The sequence below is a fragment of the Nitrospirillum karajorum genome, assembly GCF_036348415.1.
Classification (GTDB): Bacteria; Pseudomonadota; Alphaproteobacteria; order Azospirillales; family Azospirillaceae; genus Nitrospirillum; species Nitrospirillum amazonense_B.
Map to the genome: position 1 here is coordinate 2,550,488 of NZ_JAZBQB010000003.1, position 16,476 is coordinate 2,566,963.

Here is a 16,476-nt window from a genome sequence, read left to right on the forward strand (position 1 = left end):
CTGCGCTTCAGATTTTAGATGAGGTTCATCCCATGCCGCGGACCGCTTATGTCAACGGTCGCTACGTCCCGCACGGTGACGCCCATGTCCATATCGAGGACCGGGGTTTCCAGTTCGCCGATGGCGTTTACGAAGTAGTTTCGGTGGTCGACGGCGTCTTCGCCGACGAGGACGGGCATCTGGCCCGCCTGTCGCGCTCCCTGAACGAGTTGGACCTGCCCTGGCCCATGCATCCCATGAGCCTGCGCTTCGTCATGCGCGAGGTGGCGCGCCGCAACCGGGTAAGCAACGGCCTGGTCTATGTCCAGATCACCCGGGGTGAGGCGCCGCGCGATTTCCGCTTCCCGGTCGATCCGGCGCCCACGCTGGTGGTCACCTGCCGCGCCACGAAGTTCAGCGCGCCGCAGCACCTTGAGAAGGGGGTTTCCGTCATCACCATTCCTGACATCCGCTGGGCCCGGCGCGACATCAAGTCGGTGGCGCTGCTGCCCCAGGTGCTGGGCAAGCAGCGGGCGGCGGAGGCGGGCGCCTTCGAGGCGTGGCAAGTTGACCCCGACGGCACGATCACGGAGGGCTGCTCCAGCAACGCCTGGATCGTCACCGAGGCGGGGGTGCTGGTCACCCGGGCCGCCAGCAACCGCATCCTGAACGGCATCACCCGCCTGTCGCTGCTGGCCGAGGCCGAGGCGGCGGACATCCCGTTCGAGGAGCGGGCGTTCACGGTGGAGGAGGCCTACGCCGCGCGCGAGGCCCTGATCTCCAGCGCCAGCACCTTCTGCGTTCCCGTCACCCGCATCGACGGCCGGCTGGTGGGCGACGGCGTCCCGGGTCCGCTGGGCCGGCGCTTGCGCGAGGCCTATCTGGCGCATGTCGGCGTGGCCGACCCGGTGGCGGCCAGGTCGTGAGCGTGCGCGACACCGTGTCCACCTCGGCCGTGGCCGTGCCGCCCCTGGCACTCCCCAGGGCGGTGCTGTTCGACTGGGACAACACCTTGGTCACCAATTGGCGCTGCGTCCATGCCGCCACCAACGCTGCGCTGGACGCCTTCGGCCTGCCCACCTGGACGCTGGAGGAAAGCTACACCCGCGTGCGCCAGAGCTTGCGCGACGCCTTTCCCGCCCTGTTCGGTGACGGGTGGGAACGGGCGCGGGACATCTTCTACGCCCACTTCGAGGCCCACCACCTGGAATACCTCGACCCGCTGAGCGGGGCGGGCAGGCTGCTGGAAAGGCTGGCCGCCCGTGGCGTCTATATCGGCGTGGTCAGCAACAAGACCGGCCGTTTCCTGCGCACGGAGGCTGGGGCCCTGGGCTGGGACCGCTGGTGCGGCGCCCTGGTCGGGGCGGGCGATGCCGAAGCCGACAAGCCGCACCCAGCACCGGTCCACCTGGCGCTGAAGCCGTCGGGGATGACGCCCGGGCCGGATGTCTGGTTCGTGGGCGACGCCGATATCGATATGGAGTGCGCCCACCGCACCGGCTGCGTGCCGGTGATGGTCGGGGCTACCCCGCATGGCGAGGGCGCCTTGGGCGCTTTTCCCCCCTTGCGCCACTTCCCTGGCTGCGACGAACTTTGCACCTTGGTGGATGCGCTCTAGCACCCCATATCAGTTCCTGTGCTAGGATGGCGGACGCTCCGGGATGTGCCCGGGGTCGCCGGCATTTTGACGCACGGCTCCATAACCGCCGAAAAGGCAACCCCCGGGCCCTCCCAAGAGGGCCCGCAATAAAGAGCGAGGCATGCAATGTCCGAAAAGTCGCAAAACGTTCAGGACGTGTTTCTGAACCATGTGCGGAAGAACAAGACCCCTGTGACGGTCTTCCTCGTCAACGGCGTGAAGCTGCAAGGCATCATCACCTGGTTCGACAATTTCTCGGTGCTGCTGCGCCGGGACGCCCATTCGCAGCTGGTCTACAAGCATGCGATCTCGACCGTGATGCCGGCGCACCCCATCCAGTTGTTCGAGTCGGCCAAGGAAGGCGACCACGATTGATACGCGTGACCAGTCGGCCCCGTCCCGCATCGGGACGGCCAGGCCGGTTGACGGAAAGGACGGCGGCGCTGTGACGGATCGTCCGGCGGATGTGTCCGCCCCCCTTTCCGATAGGCCAGAGGCGCCGCCGGTGGAGCAATCCGCCCGGCGCGCCCTGGTGATCCATCCCATTTTACGTGAAGACCTCGACGATAAACGCAGCCCCGAATCCCGGCTTGAGGAAGCGGTCGGCCTGACCGCCGCCATCGAGCTTGAGGTGGTGGCGGCCGAGTGCGTGCGCGTCACACGGCCCAAGCCCGCCACCCTGCTGGGCGGCGGCTATCTTGAGGAGGCAGCCCAGCGCATTGCGGAGCAGGGTATCGGCCTGGTCGTGGTGGACCACGCGCTGTCGCCCGTGCAGCAGCGCAACCTGGAGCGCGACCTGAAGGCCAAGGTCATCGATCGTACCGGCCTGATCCTGGAAATTTTCGGGGCGCGGGCGCGCACCCGGGAAGGCCAGCTTCAGGTGGAATTGGCGGCGCTGACCTACCAGCGTTCCCGCCTGGTGCGGTCCTGGACCCACTTGGAGCGGCAGCGCGGCGGCTTCGGCTTCCTGGGCGGCCCTGGCGAAAGCCAGCTGGAAATGGACCGCCGCCTCATCGGCGACCGCATCATCAAGCTGAAGGCGGAACTGGAGGAGGTGCGGCGCACCCGCGGCCTGCATCGCAAGGCGCGCGAGCGCGTGCCCTATCCGGTGGTGGCCCTGGTGGGCTACACCAACGCCGGCAAGTCCACGCTGTTCAACCGCATGGCGCGGGCCGACGTGTTCGCCAAGGATCTGCTGTTCGCCACGCTGGACCCCACCATGAGGTCCATCGTCCTGCCGTCCGGCCGCAAGATCATCCTGTCGGACACGGTGGGCTTCATTTCCGATTTGCCCCACCATCTGGTGGAAGCGTTCCGCGCCACCCTGGAGGAGGTGCTGGCCGCCGACATCATCCTGCACGTGCGTGACGCCGCCCATCCGGACAGCGAGGCGCAGCGTGCGGACGTGGAGTCGGTGCTGGGCGAACTGGGGATCGATGTCGAGACCGATCCGCGGGTGGTGGAGGTCCTGAACAAGATCGACAAGCTGCCGCCGCTGGACCGCGACGCCCTGGTGCGCCAGAGCCGCCGGCCCGACGGCCTGGTGGCGGTGTCGGCCCTGACCGGGGAGGGGCTGGAGAGCCTGTTCAACGTCCTGGACCGCCGCATGGTGGCGGGCCGCGATGTGGTGAAGGTCCGTGTTCCGGTCAGCGATGGCGCCGCCATGGCCTGGCTCTATGCCAAGGGCGAGGTGACGGAGCGCGAGGACGACGACGACAACGCCCACCTGACGGTGGCGCTGGAGCCGGCGGACGTGGCCCGTTTCCGTGACCGCTTTCCCGCCTGTTCCGTGACGGAGACCCCGCCGCTCACCGAACGGGTTGCTCCGGACAGACAGGTCCAGGTGTCCTGACCCGCCATCCCGTCGGCATTCCGCCCTCAGCCGCGCATCCCTTGCTTCCCGCCGCCTTGGCGGTTGGGCTAAGGTGCCGGCCACCCGACGCCGGCCCGCTTCATGAGAAGGGGCCGGCGCCCATCCCTGGAGGTTCCAAATGAGTTTCAGGCCCCTGCACGACCGTGTGGTGATCCGGCCCATCGAGCAGGATCAGAAGACCGCTGGCGGCATCATCATCCCCGACACCGTCAAGGAAAAGCCCCAGCAGGGCGAAGTCCTGGCCGTGGGTAGCGGCGCCCGCAACGAGAAGGGCGAGATCGTCGCCCTGAGCGTGAAGGCCGGCGACAAGGTGCTGTACGGCAAGTGGTCCGGCACCGAGGCCAAGATCGACGGCAAGGACGTGCTGATCATGCGCGAGTCCGACCTGCTCGGCGTCCTCGAATAACACCGCAAAATCAGCGGCTGAGCTTGTCTCAGCCGTAGCCCACGACCGTGGGCGCCGGAGATTTCCGGGGAGCCGCAGGCGGACTGGAAATCGAGAATAGCCAAGGCCACGAAGGTGGCCGCCCGGCGCCTGAGGGAAAACGAAAAAGGATTTAAAGATGGCTGCCAAGGACGTGAAGTTCAACACGGATGCCCGCGACCGCATGCTGCGCGGCGTGGACATCCTGGCCGACGCCGTGAAGGTGACCCTGGGTCCCAAGGGCCGCAACGTGGTCCTGGACAAGAGCTACGGCGCCCCGCGCATCACCAAGGACGGCGTCAGCGTCGCCAAGGAGATCGAGCTGGCCGACAAGTTCGAGAACATGGGCGCCCAGATGGTGCGCGAAGTGGCCTCGAAGACCAACGACGTCGCCGGTGACGGCACCACCACCGCCACCGTGCTGGCCCAGGCCATCGTGCGCGAGGGCGTGAAGGCCGTGGCCGCCGGCATGAACCCGATGGACGTGAAGCGCGGCATCGACCTGGCGGTCACCGCCATCGTCGACGACCTGAAGGGCCAGTCGCGCAAGGTTTCCACCTCCGGTGAGATCGCCCAGGTCGGCACCATCTCCGCCAACGGCGAAGCCGAGATCGGCGAGATGATCGCCAAGGCCATGGACAAGGTCGGCAACGAGGGCGTCATCACGGTGGAAGAGGCCAAGAGCTTCGACACCGAGCTGGAGGTCGTCGAGGGCATGCAGTTCGACCGCGGCTACCTGTCGCCGTACTTCGTGACCAACGCGGAGAAGATGACGGCCGAGCTGGAAAGCCCGTACATCCTGCTGCACGAGAAGAAGCTGGGCAGCCTGCAGCCCCTGCTGCCGGTCCTGGAGGCCGTCGTGCAGAGCAGCCGTCCGCTGCTGATCGTGTCGGAAGACGTGGAAGGCGAGGCGCTGGCCACCCTGGTGGTGAACAAGCTGCGCGGCGGCCTGAAGATCGCCGCGGTGAAGGCCCCGGGCTTCGGCGACCGCCGCAAGGCGATGCTGGAGGACATGGCCATCCTGACGGGCGGCCAGGTCATCTCCGAAGATCTGGGTATCAAGCTTGAGAACGTGTCGCTGGACATGCTGGGCACCGCCAAGAAGGTGGTGATCACGAAGGACGCGACCACGATCGTGGACGGCGTCGGCGCCAAGGCCGACATCGAGGCCCGCATCGGCCAGATCAAGGCGCAGATCGAGGAGACCACCTCGGACTACGACCGTGAGAAGCTGCAGGAGCGTCTGGCGAAGCTGGCGGGCGGCGTTGCCGTCATCCGCGTCGGCGGCGCCACCGAGGTCGAGGTGAAGGAGCGCAAGGACCGCGTTGACGACGCCATGCACGCCACCCGCGCCGCGGTGGAAGAGGGCGTGGTGGCCGGCGGCGGCACCGCCCTGCTGCGCGCCACCCGGTCGCTGGCCAATGTGAAGCCGGCCAACGACGACCAGCGCGTGGGCGTGGACATCATCCGCAAGGCCCTGCAGTCGCCGGTCCGTCAGATCGCCTTCAACGCCGGCACCGACGGTTCCATCGTTGTCGGCAAGCTGCTGGACAACAACGACGCGGCCTTTGGCTACAACGCCCAGACCGGTGAGTTCGGTGACATGTTCGCCTTCGGCGTCATCGACCCGACGAAGGTGGTCCGCACCGCCCTGCAGCATGCCGCCTCCGTGTCCGGCCTGCTGATCACCACCGAGGCGATGGTCGCCGAGAAGCCCGAGCCCAAGTCGGCCCTGCCGGAAGGTGGCATGGGCGGCGGCATGGGTGGCATGGGCGGCATGGGTGGCATGGGCTTCTAAGCCTTGCCATTCCCAGGGCCCGGCTTTCCGGCCTGTTTTTGGAAGGGGTCGCCTCCTGGTTCGTCCAGGGGGCGGCCCTTTTCCTTTTTGGGGCTTTATGGTTTGGCCTATCGATTTTATTGCTAGGGGGCACGCCGCCGCCGCAAACCATAGATGTGCCCAGATGAGTCCCACGACCGCGCCCCTGCCTGTGCCCGATCTGCCCCCCATCGACTTGGCCGCCGTCGATGCCCTGATCCGTTCCGTGGCCGAAACGGAAATCCTGCCCCGCTTCCAGCATCTGGCTGGCGATGACGTGCGGGAAAAGGGACCAGGCGACCTGGTGACCGTGGCCGATGAGGCGTCGGAACGCGCCCTGACCGCCCGCCTGACGGCCTTTCTGCCCGGCAGCACCGTGGTGGGGGAGGAGGCGGTGTCGGCCGACGCCGCCGTTCTGGACCGTTTGCTTGGCGCCGATCCCGTCTGGATCGTGGACCCCATCGACGGCACCGCGAATTTCGTGGCCGGCAAGCCCCGCTTCGGCGTCATCGTGGCGCTGTCGGCCCACGGCCGCACGGTGGCCGGCTGGATCCATGACCCGGTGGGCCGGCGCACCGTGCGCGGCCGGCTGGGGCAGGGCGCTTGGCTGGTGGGGGCGGATGCCGCCGATCCCGGCACCCGCTGCGTCGCGCTGCCGCCCGTGGCGGTGGCGCAGATGCGCGGCATCGCCAACATCCGCTTCTTCGACAGCGACATGCGCCGCCAACTCACCCAGCGGCGGGAACGCGTGGCCGAGGCCTACACCCAGCGCTGCTCCGCCCACGATTACCTGGACCTGTTGACCGGCCAGGCGCATTTCAGCCTGAACAACATGATCAAGCCCTGGGATCATGCCGCCGGCGCCTTCCTGTATGCCGAGGCCGGCGGTTACGCCGCCAAGCTGGACGAAACGCCCTACGGTCCCACCGATCGCGATGGCGGCCTGCTGATGGCCCCCGACGCCGACAGTTGGCGCGCGCTGCACTCCACGTTGTTCAACGTGGAGTGAGGGGAACCGAAGACGCTGGGACCGGTACCAGGGCAGGGGTATCTCGGATAGGAGAGTCAGGAAATGGCGGTGAAAGCGTTCCATCCCGGCCTCATCCCGCTCGTACGCCTGGCGCCATTTCCGCTCATCGCCTTGGCGTCCCTGGTCATCCGCACGCCCTGGGCGGCGGGGCATGCCGGTTTGGCGGCACTGCTGTTCCTGTGGATCACCGCCGACAGCCTGGCCACCAGCTTCGCCGTGGCGGAGCGGCTGCGGCAGGGGCGACCGCCTGGCGCGCGCGCGATGATGTCCGCCATCGCCTTCGGCCTCGTCAGCGGCGTGCTCGGTCTCACCCCGCCCTTGCGCACGGCCCTGGCGGCCATGCCCTGGGCCGTGGCGGGTGTGGCCGGATTGGTCGGCGGCCATGTGCTGTGGGGGACCGTGGGCGCTTGGCATGCCTGGCGCCGCACGGGTGACGGGCGGGCCGCCGGCCTGACGCGCCGGGGACCGGAAAACGTGAGCCGGCTGGTGGCGCCCAATGTCGCCCTGGCCTTGACGGTTCCGCAGGTACGCCGCCGCTTCCTCCGGTCCGCCCGGACCGTGAGCACGGTGGCCTTTGCCGTTGATGACCCGCAAGGCTTTATCCGGGCGCTGCGGGCCAGGATGGCGCCCGTTGCCGGGTGACCGTGAGGACAAAGTTTCACCCATGTTCCGATGCAGGAGATCCTGATGCTGTCCCCGACCACGCTTGCCGCCGCGTTTGATCGCGTGACCGATTACTGGTCGCCCAAGGTGATCGGTCGCGTGAATAACCAGTTGCTCAAGGCCGCGAAGCTCAAGGGCGAGCTTGTCTGGCACGCCCATGATGGGGAGGACGAGCTATTCTATATCGTGAAAGGCTCCCTGCGCATCGAGTTTGAGGACGGGCCGGTCGATCTCGCCCAGGGGGATTTTCTGACCGTGCCCAGCGGTGTCCGCCACAATCCCGTGGCGCGGGAGGAGTGCTGGGTGCTGTTGATCGAGCCAGCGTCCACGAAGCACACCGGCGATGAGATGACACCGCGCACGCGCAGCCTGGAAGAGCAACTCAGCTAGGCTCGCGGTTCGCCGGGCCACCGAGGACGGCGGTTAAAAATCCCCTTGTTCGGATATTGTATACATTCTTAAATGGCGGTTCCGATAAAGGGGAGCCGTTTCCATGCGTCGTCGTTCGTTCATCGCTGCCCTGCCTGCCGCCGCGGCGGCGGCCCATTCCGTCGGCGCCCGGGCGGCCGGCCAGGCGGCGGGAACCGCCGGATCGCTGCCCACCGGCGGCGCCTCCGCACCGGCCGCCGGCCCGGTGCCGGGGGCGGCGGATTATGAGCGTGCGCTGTCCTTGCGCGACCGTTGGATGGGCCTGACAGAGAATGTCGCCTGGCCCGCCCATTGGGTGGGCAAGAGCGGTGGTTTCCTGTACCGCAAGACGGTGCCGGGCGGCTTCCAGTTCGTCATCGTCGACGCGGCGACGCTGAAGAAGAGCCCCGCCTTCGATCATGACCGGCTGGCGGCCGAGCTGGGCAAGGCCACGGGGCGGCGCTTCACCGGCCTGGAGTTGCCCTTCGACCGGGCCGAGTTCAGCGACGATGGCCAGACCCTGACCTTCGAGTGGGACGAGGCGGAATGGTCCTGCCGCCTGTCAGACTACGCCTGCAAGCAGGAGCCGGAGGAGGGCGGGCGCCGCCCGCGGGGGTTCGGCGTGGTGCGCGACCTGACCCAGCCCGGCGACACGGCGCCCAAACGCTCCCCGACGGGCGGTGGGAGGCCCTGATCCAGAACCAGAACCTGGCGCTGCGCGAGGTCGCCACCGGGACGGTGACGCTGCTCAGCACCGACGGCAGCGAGGGTGATTTCTATGACGGCGAGACCATCGCCTGGTCGCCGGACTCGCAGAAGCTGATCCTCTACCGCGTGCGGCCCGGGTACCGGCGCGAGGTCCACAAGGTGGAATCCTCGCCCAAGGACCAGATCGAACCCAAGCTGCACACCCAGCTGTACCCCAAGCCGGGCGACGCCGTGGACCAGGAGCAGCCGGTGCTGTTCCATGTTCCGCGCGCCGGGGCGCCTGGACGCCAGTTGGCCATCGATGCCGCCCTGTTCCCCAACCCCTATCTGATGACGGATTTCGAGTGGCGGGCCGACAGCACCACGGTGGTCTTCGAGTACACCCGGCGGGGCCACCAGATGGTGCGGGTCATCGAGGTTGACGCAGCCACCGGCACCCCCCGCGCCGTGGTGACGGAGACGGCCACCACCTTCGTGAACAACGAACGCCGCTTCCGCCACGATGTGAAGCAGGGCGCCGCCGAGGTCATCTGGCTGTCGGAGCGGGATGGCTGGAGCCACCTGTACCTGATCGACGGGCGCACCGGGAAGGTGAAGACCCAGATCACCAAGGGGGAATGGGTGGTGCGCCATGTGGCCCGGGTGGATGACGACCGGCGCCAGATCTACTTCGCCGCCGGTGGCATGCGGCCAGGCGAGGACCCTTACTTCCAGCACTATTACCGCGTGGATTTCGATGGTCGCAACCTGGTGCCGCTGACCAGCGCCGACGCCTATCACGACGTCAGCCTGTCCGACGACCTAGCCTATTACGTCGACACCTATTCCCGCATCGATCAGCCGCCGGTCATGGAGTTGCGCCGCACGGCCGACCGGTCGCTGGTGGCGGAGATCGAGCGGGGCGACATCACCCGCCTGCTGGCCGCCGGCTTCCGCCCGCCGGAGGTGTTCAAGGCCAAGGGCCGCGACGGCAAGACCGACATCTGGGGCGTCATTGTCCGTCCCCTGGGCTTCGACCCCGGCCGGCGCTATCCGGTCATCGAGAACATCTACGCCGGGCCGCATGACAGCTTCGTGCCCAAGACCTTCTGGCCTTTCGGTTTCCACACCGGGGGCGACAAGGTCATCGGCATGCAGGCCCAGGCGGAAATGGGTTTTGTTGTCGCCCAGATCGACGGCATGGGCACCATGAACCGGTCCAAGGCCTTCCACGACGTCTGCTGGAAGAACCTGAAGGATTCCGGTTTCCCCGACCGCATCAAGTGGTGGCAGGCCGCCGCCGCGCAGTATCCGCAACTGGACATCAGCCGGGTGGGCATCTATGGCGGTTCCGCCGGCGGGCAGAGTTCGCTGGCCGCCCTGCTGTTCTTCGGCGACTTCTACAAGGCCGCCTTCTGCTACGCCGGTTGCCATGACAACCGCATGGACAAGATCAGCTGGAACGAACAATGGATGGGCTGGCCGGTGGATGAGAGCTACGCCCAGTCGTCCAACGTCGACAACGCCCACCGGCTGACGGGCCAGGTGGCCCTGGTGGTGGGCGAGTTGGACGACAATGTCGACCCGTCGTCCACGATGCAGGTGGTGAACGCCCTCATCAAGGCGGACAAGACCTTCGATTTGCTGGTGGTACCCGGCGAGGGGCACTCCGCCGGCCGCTCCACCGGCCCCATCCGTTATGCCCTGCGCAAGCAGTACGGCTTTTTCCTGAAGCACCTGGGCGGCGCCGACGCGCCCGATTGGAACGCCCGGGCGACCTCGGCGGCGTCCGCGCCGGCGGTTAGCGGTAACGCCAGCTAACGGTAACGGGCGAAGGCGGGCTGGATGGGCGCCTGGATGATTTGGTCCCGGAACTCATGGACCAGTGGGTGGAAAATGTCGCCCAGCAGCTCCGTCCATTTCAGCGGATAGGGTGACGGCCTGCCGTCCGGCAGCAGGATGCCCTGGCGGTCCAGCGGGTGGATTGCCGGGTGGCGCCGCAATTCCGGCAGCTTCCGGTCCAGCAGCGTCTCCGTCCGCTGCAGCCAGGCGGCGGTCAGGGGCGTGCCCTTGCGGAAGATGAAGGCGCAGAGGCCGATGAGGTCGGCATAGTCACGCCGCAGGTCATCACCCAGGGGGCCTTCAATGGGGGCGACGCCGTTGGGCAACTCCTGGTAACCCAGCGCCAGCTTGTCGGACTGGGCCAGCTGGTCGAAGAATGTCCCCCAGGTCTTGGACGTGGTCTTGATGTCGGTGTAGCCGCCGCCGTAATGGTGCATGAGGTAGCAGCGCAGGTAATCCGCCTTGTGCGTGGCGCTGAGATGGGGCCAGGCGGGATGCAGTGGATGCTCCGGCTTCACCCAATCGTCCAGTGTGTTTCGGTTCAGGAAGGCCACGGCGCAGCCGGTGTTGCGGAAGATGGTCCATAGCGCCCGCAGCCGGTCGTCCGACATCTCCTCATACCCCGTCCACAGGCAGAACAGGGTGCGGCTTTCCAGCGCGTCCAGGTCGTGTGGCACGGTCACACCATCTCCGCCGTGACGGGGATGTTGAAGCTGTTCAGCAGGCTGGCGCGCCGCTGGCCCAGATCGGCGTTGGGCGCAGGATGGCGGCGATAGACATAGAGATAGTCGAACACGGCGTTGTAGTCGTGCGACTGCTGGCTGACCCCGCGCCGCTCCGATTCCTCCCCGCTGTCCTTGAAGATGCGCGCCCCGATCAGGGGCACATGCACTGCCTTCTGCCGGGCGTAGACGGCCAGCATGAACTCCCAATCCTCATACGCCCGCATGTGCGCGTCGAACTTCAGGCCGGCCAGCAGGGCGCGGGGGAAGGCGAAGCAACAGACCGGGATCTGGTTCTTCAGATAAATCTCATCGGTCAGGCGGCCCGCCAGATCGGCCCCGCCTTCCGACAGGATGGCGGCGTCGGCCCCCCGGCGCTCATTCACGATGGAGCAGTTGAAATAGACCGGCAGCCCCTGCTGCACCGCCGGCTGGGCCCGCAGCGCCGGCAGGAAGCCGTCGTGCCAGGAGTTGTCGTCGTCCAGGAACAGGATGTAGGCGCCCTTGGCCAGCGCCAGCCCCATGTTGCGGCTGGCCGACGGGCCGGAGGGGCCGTTGCGGCGGACATACATGTCGGCGGGGGTCAGCAGCTCGGCGCAGGCGGCGTCGGTGTCGCCATCGGTGGCGTCGGAAATCACCAGGATCTCCACGCCCCCAACGCCTTCGCGCTGGGCGTTGATGGACGCCAGCGTCCGGCGCAGCAGGGGCGCCCGTTTATGGGTGGGCACGATGACGGAAAACAACGGTAGCTCGGCCATCAGGCCCCCCGACCCTGAATGATGACGGCCCGCGCTTGGGGCCTTGGCGCCAGTCTCTCAGACTGGTGGTGGGATGCCAAGGCGGGTTTGGTTCGACGCGCAACCAGTGGCATAAGATTTTCTCTCATGCCGCTATATGACCTGATGAGATTTTGGTGGGCCCATTTGCGCGGAGTAAATCAAGTAAAGCTTAATAAAATTGCGATGCCATAGATTGGGAATTTTGTTATTTAATTGTATTGTAGTTTATTGTTATTAAATTTTATTTATTTTTTTATCATCGTAACTGGTGTGTTGGTGCTGTTTCTGTTATGTGATTGCGCATAATTGAATCGTAAGCAGTTCTATCTGTGATTAATGCATTCGTGCTTTAAATTAATTGACAACTTAAGGATGGGGCGTTACGCTCCGGATGTTTGTTGCGTGATTCTGATAATAAAATTTCTAATTTTGGCAGCCAGTCCAGGCTCCCCGCGACCATAATCCGCCCTAAAAAGCAGCTTATCGCAATGGGTTATGTAACTTTAAAATGCATAATGGGTCACCCGGGATCATGGGATAAGGTCAAAATACCTCCCTGGGTATAACTGAGCCTTAGCCTTTTGGAGCCTGCCCAGTTACTTATGTGAAATCTTCTAAACTAAAAATTGCGGCCATGCTCTTAGCCCTTAGCTCCTATCATCTCTGGCTGACCAAGTGCTCTCGCGGCGGTTGAATGCCGTTGGCGAGCCAAGGGGAATGCTTGCCCCAAGATCAAGTCAAGCAGTTAACAACCTGGAGGGTATGCAAGTATGCGTGACCTGAGCATGATCGAAGTCGAAGCCGTGTCCGGCGGGGCGGATATTGGAAGCCGTCTTCCGGGTGGCACTGAGATTTCCCCGACCGGTTCGTATTCTGGCTTCGATGGCTTCATAAACGGTGGCACGCCCGCCTCCTCTGCCGAGCAGCAGGAATACAAGAAGGCGCTGGCTTGGGTTGCCGCTCACCCGGGATCGACCATTGTCGATTATCCCGGCGGACTTATCGGTGGTGGCGCGATTCCTTGATCATAATGTACGTCATGTTGACTTTTGGCTTCCATTCGTTGCAAGAACTTATAGCGAAAACGCTTGGGAGCGCGAATTCGCTGGCTAAATAAGGTCTTGGAGCCGAGCGCGTATCTAGCCGAATGCGCTCGGCTCTCATTCAAGCAACGAATGGAACTCAAGGATGTCCGTTGGTCAAAGACGGATGCGCACTACCATTGCAACTGAGCGATTGAGGGCGTAGTGACTGAGGGACCTACTTATTAAACCGATGCACGGCCAGGCCGGCCGGCGCCTGGACCGTCGGCATGATTTCCACGCGGTTGACGTTGAAGTGCGGGGGCAGGGTGGCGGCCCAGGTCACCAACTCCGCCACGTCCTCCGCCGTCAGGGGCGTGGTGTCGGCATAGACCTTGGCGGCCTTCTCGGCGTCGCCCTTGAAGCGCACCAGGCTGAAGCTGGTCTCCACCATGCCCGGCTCCACCGAGGTGACGCGCACACCGGTGCCCAGCAGGTCCGCGCGCAGGCTGAGGCTGAACTGGGTGACGAAGGCCTTGGAGGCGCAATAGACGTGGCCGCCGGGGTAGGGGTAGCTGCCTGCGGTGGAGCTGAGGTTGATGATGTGGCCGCGCCCCCGCTCCACCATGCCGGGGAGGATCAGGCCCGTCATGATCGCCAACGCCTTGTCGTTGGTGTCGACCATGACCTCCCAGTCGTCCAGGTTGGCCTTCTGCGCCGGTTCCATGCCCAGGGCCAGGCCAGCGTTGTTGATCAGCAGGTCGATCTCGGCGAACTCCGCCGGGATGCTGGCCACGGCCGCCTCCATGGCCTTGCGGTCGCGCACGTCGAAGGCCAGGGTGTGGGTGGGCACGTCCAGGCTGTCGGCCAGGGCCTTCAGCTTCTCCGTGTTGCGGCCGGTCAGGATGAGGCGGCTGCCCAGGGCCGCGAAGCGGCGGGCGAAGGCGGCGCCGAAGTCACCGGTGGCCCCGGAGATCAGGACGATGCCGGGGATGTGGGGCGGGGCGTAACTCATCAGACTGCCTCCTTATTTGCTTTGGCGTTCCAGGCCCTTGGCCTTCTGCCACAGGGCTTCCATTTCATCCAGGGTCGCGTCGGTGGGGCCGCGTCCGCCCTCGGCCAGCCAGGCCTCGATCTGGCGGAAGCGCCGCTCGAACTTGGCGTTGGTGCCGCGCAGGGCGGTTTCGGGGTCCACGTCGATATGGCGGGCCAGGTTGGCCAGGGCGAACACCAGGTCGCCCAGCTCATCCTGCATGCGGGCCTTCTCCGGCACAGCATGCTCCATCTCCGCCCGCAGCTCGCCAATCTCTTCCTCGATCTTGTCCAGGATCTCCTTGGCCTGGGTCCAGTCGAAGCCCACGCGGGCGGCGCGCTTCTGCAGCTTCACCGCCCGGGTCAGGGCCGGCAGGCCGCTGATGACGCCGTCGAGGGCGGAGGCCTTGGCGCCGCTGGCGGCGGCCTTGGCCGCGCGCTCCCCCGCCTTCTGGGCTTCCCAGTTCTTCACCTGGTCGGTGGCGTCGGCCACGGCGCCGACCTGCTCACTGAACACATGGGGATGGCGGCGCACCATCTTGTCGCTGAGCGCCGTGGTGATGTCGTTGAAGTTCCACAGGCCGCGCTCGCTGGCCATCTGGGCGTAGAACACCACCTGGAACAACAGGTCGCCCAGTTCCTCCTTCAACGCCGGCATGTCGCCCTGCTCGATGGCGTCGGCCACCTCATACGCCTCCTCGATGGTGTGCGGCGCGATGGTGGGGAAGTCCTGTTCCAAATCCCAGGGGCAGCCGCCGTTGGGGTCGCGCAGCTTGGCCATGATGGCCAGCAGGCGGTCGATTGGGGCGGTCGCGGACGGGCGGTCGGTCATGGGCTGGTCCCGGAAAAGCGAAGGGGGGCCGGATGGCCCCCCTTCCTACACCGAACCATGCGCCCCAGGCCACCGGCCCGGCGGCATGGGGCATCACTTCTTCAGGCCGATCTCGCGCAGCCGCTGGTCCAGGTACTCACCCGCCGTGTAGGCGTCGCTGAGGCGCACGTCCGGCCGGGGGTGCAGGAACATGGGCATGGAATAGCGCGAGACGTTGTGCTCCGGCGGCGGGTTCACCACGCGGTGGGTGGTCGCCGGGAAGTAGCCGCCCGACGCCTCCTTCAGCATGTCGCCGCCGTTGACGGCGATCATGCCGGCGTCGCAGGGCACGTCGTGCCAGTTGCCGGCGGTGTCCTTGGCCTGCAGGCCGGGCTCGCTGCCCGTGACCAGCAGGGTGATGAGGTTGATGTCCTCATGCGCCGCCGCGCGCACGGCACCGGGCTCGAAGCCGTCGGCCAGGGGCGGGTAGTGCAGCACGCGGAACAGGCTCTGCGTGCTGCCCACCATCATGTCCGGCAGGGCGACGGAGAACTTCGTCTTCACCCCGTCCGGCGTATGCTGCTGCAGCCAGCCCAGCAGGTCGGCGCCCAGCTGGGTCAGGGCGGCGTACATGGCCTCCGTCGCCTCCTTCACACCCGCCGGCAGGGGCCGGTTGGGGTAGACGTGATAGAATTCCTTCAGGTCCTTGATGGGGCTGTCCTTGGCGTTTTCCGACCGGAAGGGGAAATAGCCGTCCTGAGTCTCGGGTGAGAACAGGTGGTCCATCTTGGACTCGGACGCGAAGAACGCCGCCCATTCCTTGTATAGGCGGTCGATCAGCGCCGGATCGATGGGGTGGTTGCGCAGCACGGCGAAGCCGGTCTCGTGCATGGAACGCACGAACTCGGCCGGGGCCGTGGACATGGTGCAATCAACACTGGCGATATCGAACATGGGTGTTCCCTGAAAGCGCCCGTCCGCCCCGCCGACCGCCCCGCCTCTGCGGGAAACGGGGGACATGCGGACGCCGTTACATCCGCCCCCGGGCCGCGGGCCAGGGACTGTTTTTAAGGATCAAGGCCGGCCGCGGGCAGCCATGTCGAATTTCCGCGACTATCAGCAGGCCGGCGCCCTGCCGTCAACCATGCAGATGTTGGAGAGTGTTTCCGTTTTTTGCGGGGGTGTGATGAACTGACGCCAACCCTCTGGAGGCATCACGATGCGCCTATTCCTTGCCATGGCCTTGACGGTAGTGCCCGGCACCGCCTTGGCGCAGCAGAACCCGCCCACTTTGGCCCCCGCCCTGGCGCCGCTGGGTTTCCTGCTGGGGGATTGGAATGGCGGGGGAAAGACGGCCGATGGGGGCGCGGCGCGTGGCACTTCCACCATTCAGGTCGTCGCCGGCGGGGGCGGCTTGCTGCGCCAGGACCACACCGAGGTGATCGGCAAGGACGGCCGGCCGATGCCGGGCGCCGGTTTCGACCAGATCATGCTGATCTACCCCCAAGGCGGCACTTTGCACGCCGATTACCTGGATGGTCAGCACACCATCCACTACACCAGCGCCCATGTGGTGCCGGGCGAGAGCGTGACCTTCCAGGCCGAAGCAACGCCCGAGGCGCCCGGCTTCCGCCTGGGCTACACCAAGCTGGACGCGACCACCCTGCACGTGAAGTTCGAGATGGCCCCACCCGGTGCTCCCGGCTACATGATGGTGGCCGAGGGCGACGTGAAGCGGCGGCAGTAGTC

Annotated in this window: 18 protein-coding genes; 13 read left to right on the forward strand and 5 right to left on the reverse strand. The window is 66.1% G+C overall.

What is annotated here, in order from left to right:
• Positions 1–32 precede the first annotated feature (32 nt).
• The 11 genes from UCD39_RS25555 (at position 33) to UCD39_RS25605 (ending at position 10,340) form a co-directional block, all read left to right on the forward strand.
• A complete protein-coding gene (locus tag UCD39_RS25555; RefSeq protein ID WP_330498419.1) occupies positions 33–905 on the forward strand; it encodes a D-amino-acid transaminase in 873 nt (290 codons plus the stop codon).
• The gene (locus UCD39_RS25560) at positions 902–1,597 is read left to right on the forward strand and encodes an HAD family hydrolase (RefSeq protein ID WP_330498420.1); all 696 of its coding nucleotides are present in this window, start codon (positions 902–904) and stop codon (positions 1,595–1,597) included. Before UCD39_RS25555 ends, UCD39_RS25560 begins: the two co-directional genes overlap by 4 nt.
• Positions 1,598–1,744: 147 nt before the next feature.
• Positions 1,745–1,993 (forward strand): RNA chaperone Hfq, encoded by a 249-nt coding sequence (gene hfq / locus UCD39_RS25565; protein ID WP_040843434.1) that lies wholly within the window; start codon positions 1,745–1,747, stop codon positions 1,991–1,993.
• Between the two features lie 70 nt (positions 1,994–2,063).
• Positions 2,064–3,470: a GTPase HflX gene (gene hflX, locus UCD39_RS25570; protein ID WP_503629722.1), complete on the forward strand. Its 1,407-nt coding sequence runs from the start codon at positions 2,064–2,066 to the stop codon at positions 3,468–3,470.
• A 139-nt stretch (positions 3,471–3,609) separates the two neighbouring features.
• Positions 3,610–3,897, forward strand: coding sequence for a co-chaperone GroES (locus tag UCD39_RS25575; RefSeq protein ID WP_145616338.1), 288 nt, complete (start codon positions 3,610–3,612; stop codon positions 3,895–3,897).
• Between the two features lie 157 nt (positions 3,898–4,054).
• Entirely contained in the window at positions 4,055–5,713 is a 1,659-nt protein-coding gene (gene groL / locus UCD39_RS25580) for a chaperonin GroEL (RefSeq protein ID WP_145730174.1), read from the forward strand.
• A gap of 163 nt (positions 5,714–5,876) precedes the next feature.
• Entirely contained in the window at positions 5,877–6,740 is an 864-nt protein-coding gene (locus UCD39_RS25585; protein WP_330498421.1) for an inositol monophosphatase family protein, read from the forward strand.
• Positions 6,741–6,803: 63 nt separating this feature from the next.
• Complete coding sequence (locus UCD39_RS25590) at positions 6,804–7,403, forward strand: hypothetical protein (protein WP_330498422.1); 600 nt, start codon at positions 6,804–6,806, stop codon at positions 7,401–7,403.
• A 45-nt stretch (positions 7,404–7,448) separates the two neighbouring features.
• The gene (locus UCD39_RS25595) at positions 7,449–7,814 is read left to right on the forward strand and encodes a cupin domain-containing protein (RefSeq protein WP_330498423.1); all 366 of its coding nucleotides are present in this window, start codon (positions 7,449–7,451) and stop codon (positions 7,812–7,814) included.
• 103 nt (positions 7,815–7,917) lie between these two features.
• Entirely contained in the window at positions 7,918–8,526 is a 609-nt protein-coding gene (locus tag UCD39_RS25600) for a hypothetical protein (RefSeq protein ID WP_330498424.1), read from the forward strand.
• Positions 8,527–8,546: 20 nt separating this feature from the next.
• On the forward strand, positions 8,547–10,340 hold the full coding sequence (locus UCD39_RS25605; protein WP_330498519.1) for a S9 family peptidase: 1,794 nt from the start codon (positions 8,547–8,549) through the stop codon (positions 10,338–10,340).
• On the opposite strand, the gene UCD39_RS25610 is transcribed toward UCD39_RS25605, so the two are convergent.
• Entirely contained in the window at positions 10,337–11,044 is a 708-nt protein-coding gene (locus tag UCD39_RS25610; protein WP_330498425.1) for a glycosyltransferase family 32 protein, read from the reverse strand. The genes UCD39_RS25605 and UCD39_RS25610 overlap by 4 nt on opposite strands.
• Positions 11,041–11,841, reverse strand: a complete 801-nt coding sequence (locus UCD39_RS25615; RefSeq protein ID WP_330498426.1) for a glycosyltransferase family 2 protein — start codon at positions 11,839–11,841, stop codon at positions 11,041–11,043. Before UCD39_RS25615 ends, UCD39_RS25610 begins: the two co-directional genes overlap by 4 nt.
• Positions 11,842–12,632: 791 nt before the next feature.
• On the opposite strand from UCD39_RS25615, the gene UCD39_RS25620 reads away from it, so the two are divergent.
• Positions 12,633–12,887 carry a hypothetical protein gene (locus UCD39_RS25620; RefSeq protein WP_330498427.1) on the forward strand — a complete coding sequence of 85 codons (255 nt, stop codon included), beginning with the start codon at positions 12,633–12,635 and terminating at the stop codon, positions 12,885–12,887.
• Positions 12,888–13,122: 235 nt separating this feature from the next.
• Here UCD39_RS25620 and UCD39_RS25625 read toward each other — a convergent pair whose 3' ends face one another.
• From UCD39_RS25625 to UCD39_RS25635, 3 genes are all read right to left on the reverse strand, one after another.
• On the reverse strand, positions 13,123–13,899 hold the full coding sequence (locus UCD39_RS25625; RefSeq protein ID WP_330498428.1) for an SDR family NAD(P)-dependent oxidoreductase: 777 nt from the start codon (positions 13,897–13,899) through the stop codon (positions 13,123–13,125).
• Positions 13,900–13,911: 12 nt separating this feature from the next.
• Positions 13,912–14,748, reverse strand: coding sequence for a nucleoside triphosphate pyrophosphohydrolase (gene mazG / locus UCD39_RS25630; protein WP_330498429.1), 837 nt, complete (start codon positions 14,746–14,748; stop codon positions 13,912–13,914).
• Positions 14,749–14,841: 93 nt separating this feature from the next.
• Positions 14,842–15,681, reverse strand: a complete 840-nt coding sequence (locus UCD39_RS25635; RefSeq protein ID WP_330498430.1) for an isopenicillin N synthase family dioxygenase — start codon at positions 15,679–15,681, stop codon at positions 14,842–14,844.
• Between the two features lie 265 nt (positions 15,682–15,946).
• On the opposite strand from UCD39_RS25635, the gene UCD39_RS25640 reads away from it, so the two are divergent.
• A complete protein-coding gene (locus UCD39_RS25640; protein WP_330498431.1) occupies positions 15,947–16,474 on the forward strand; it encodes a hypothetical protein in 528 nt (175 codons plus the stop codon).
• Positions 16,475–16,476: the final 2 nt, after the last annotated feature.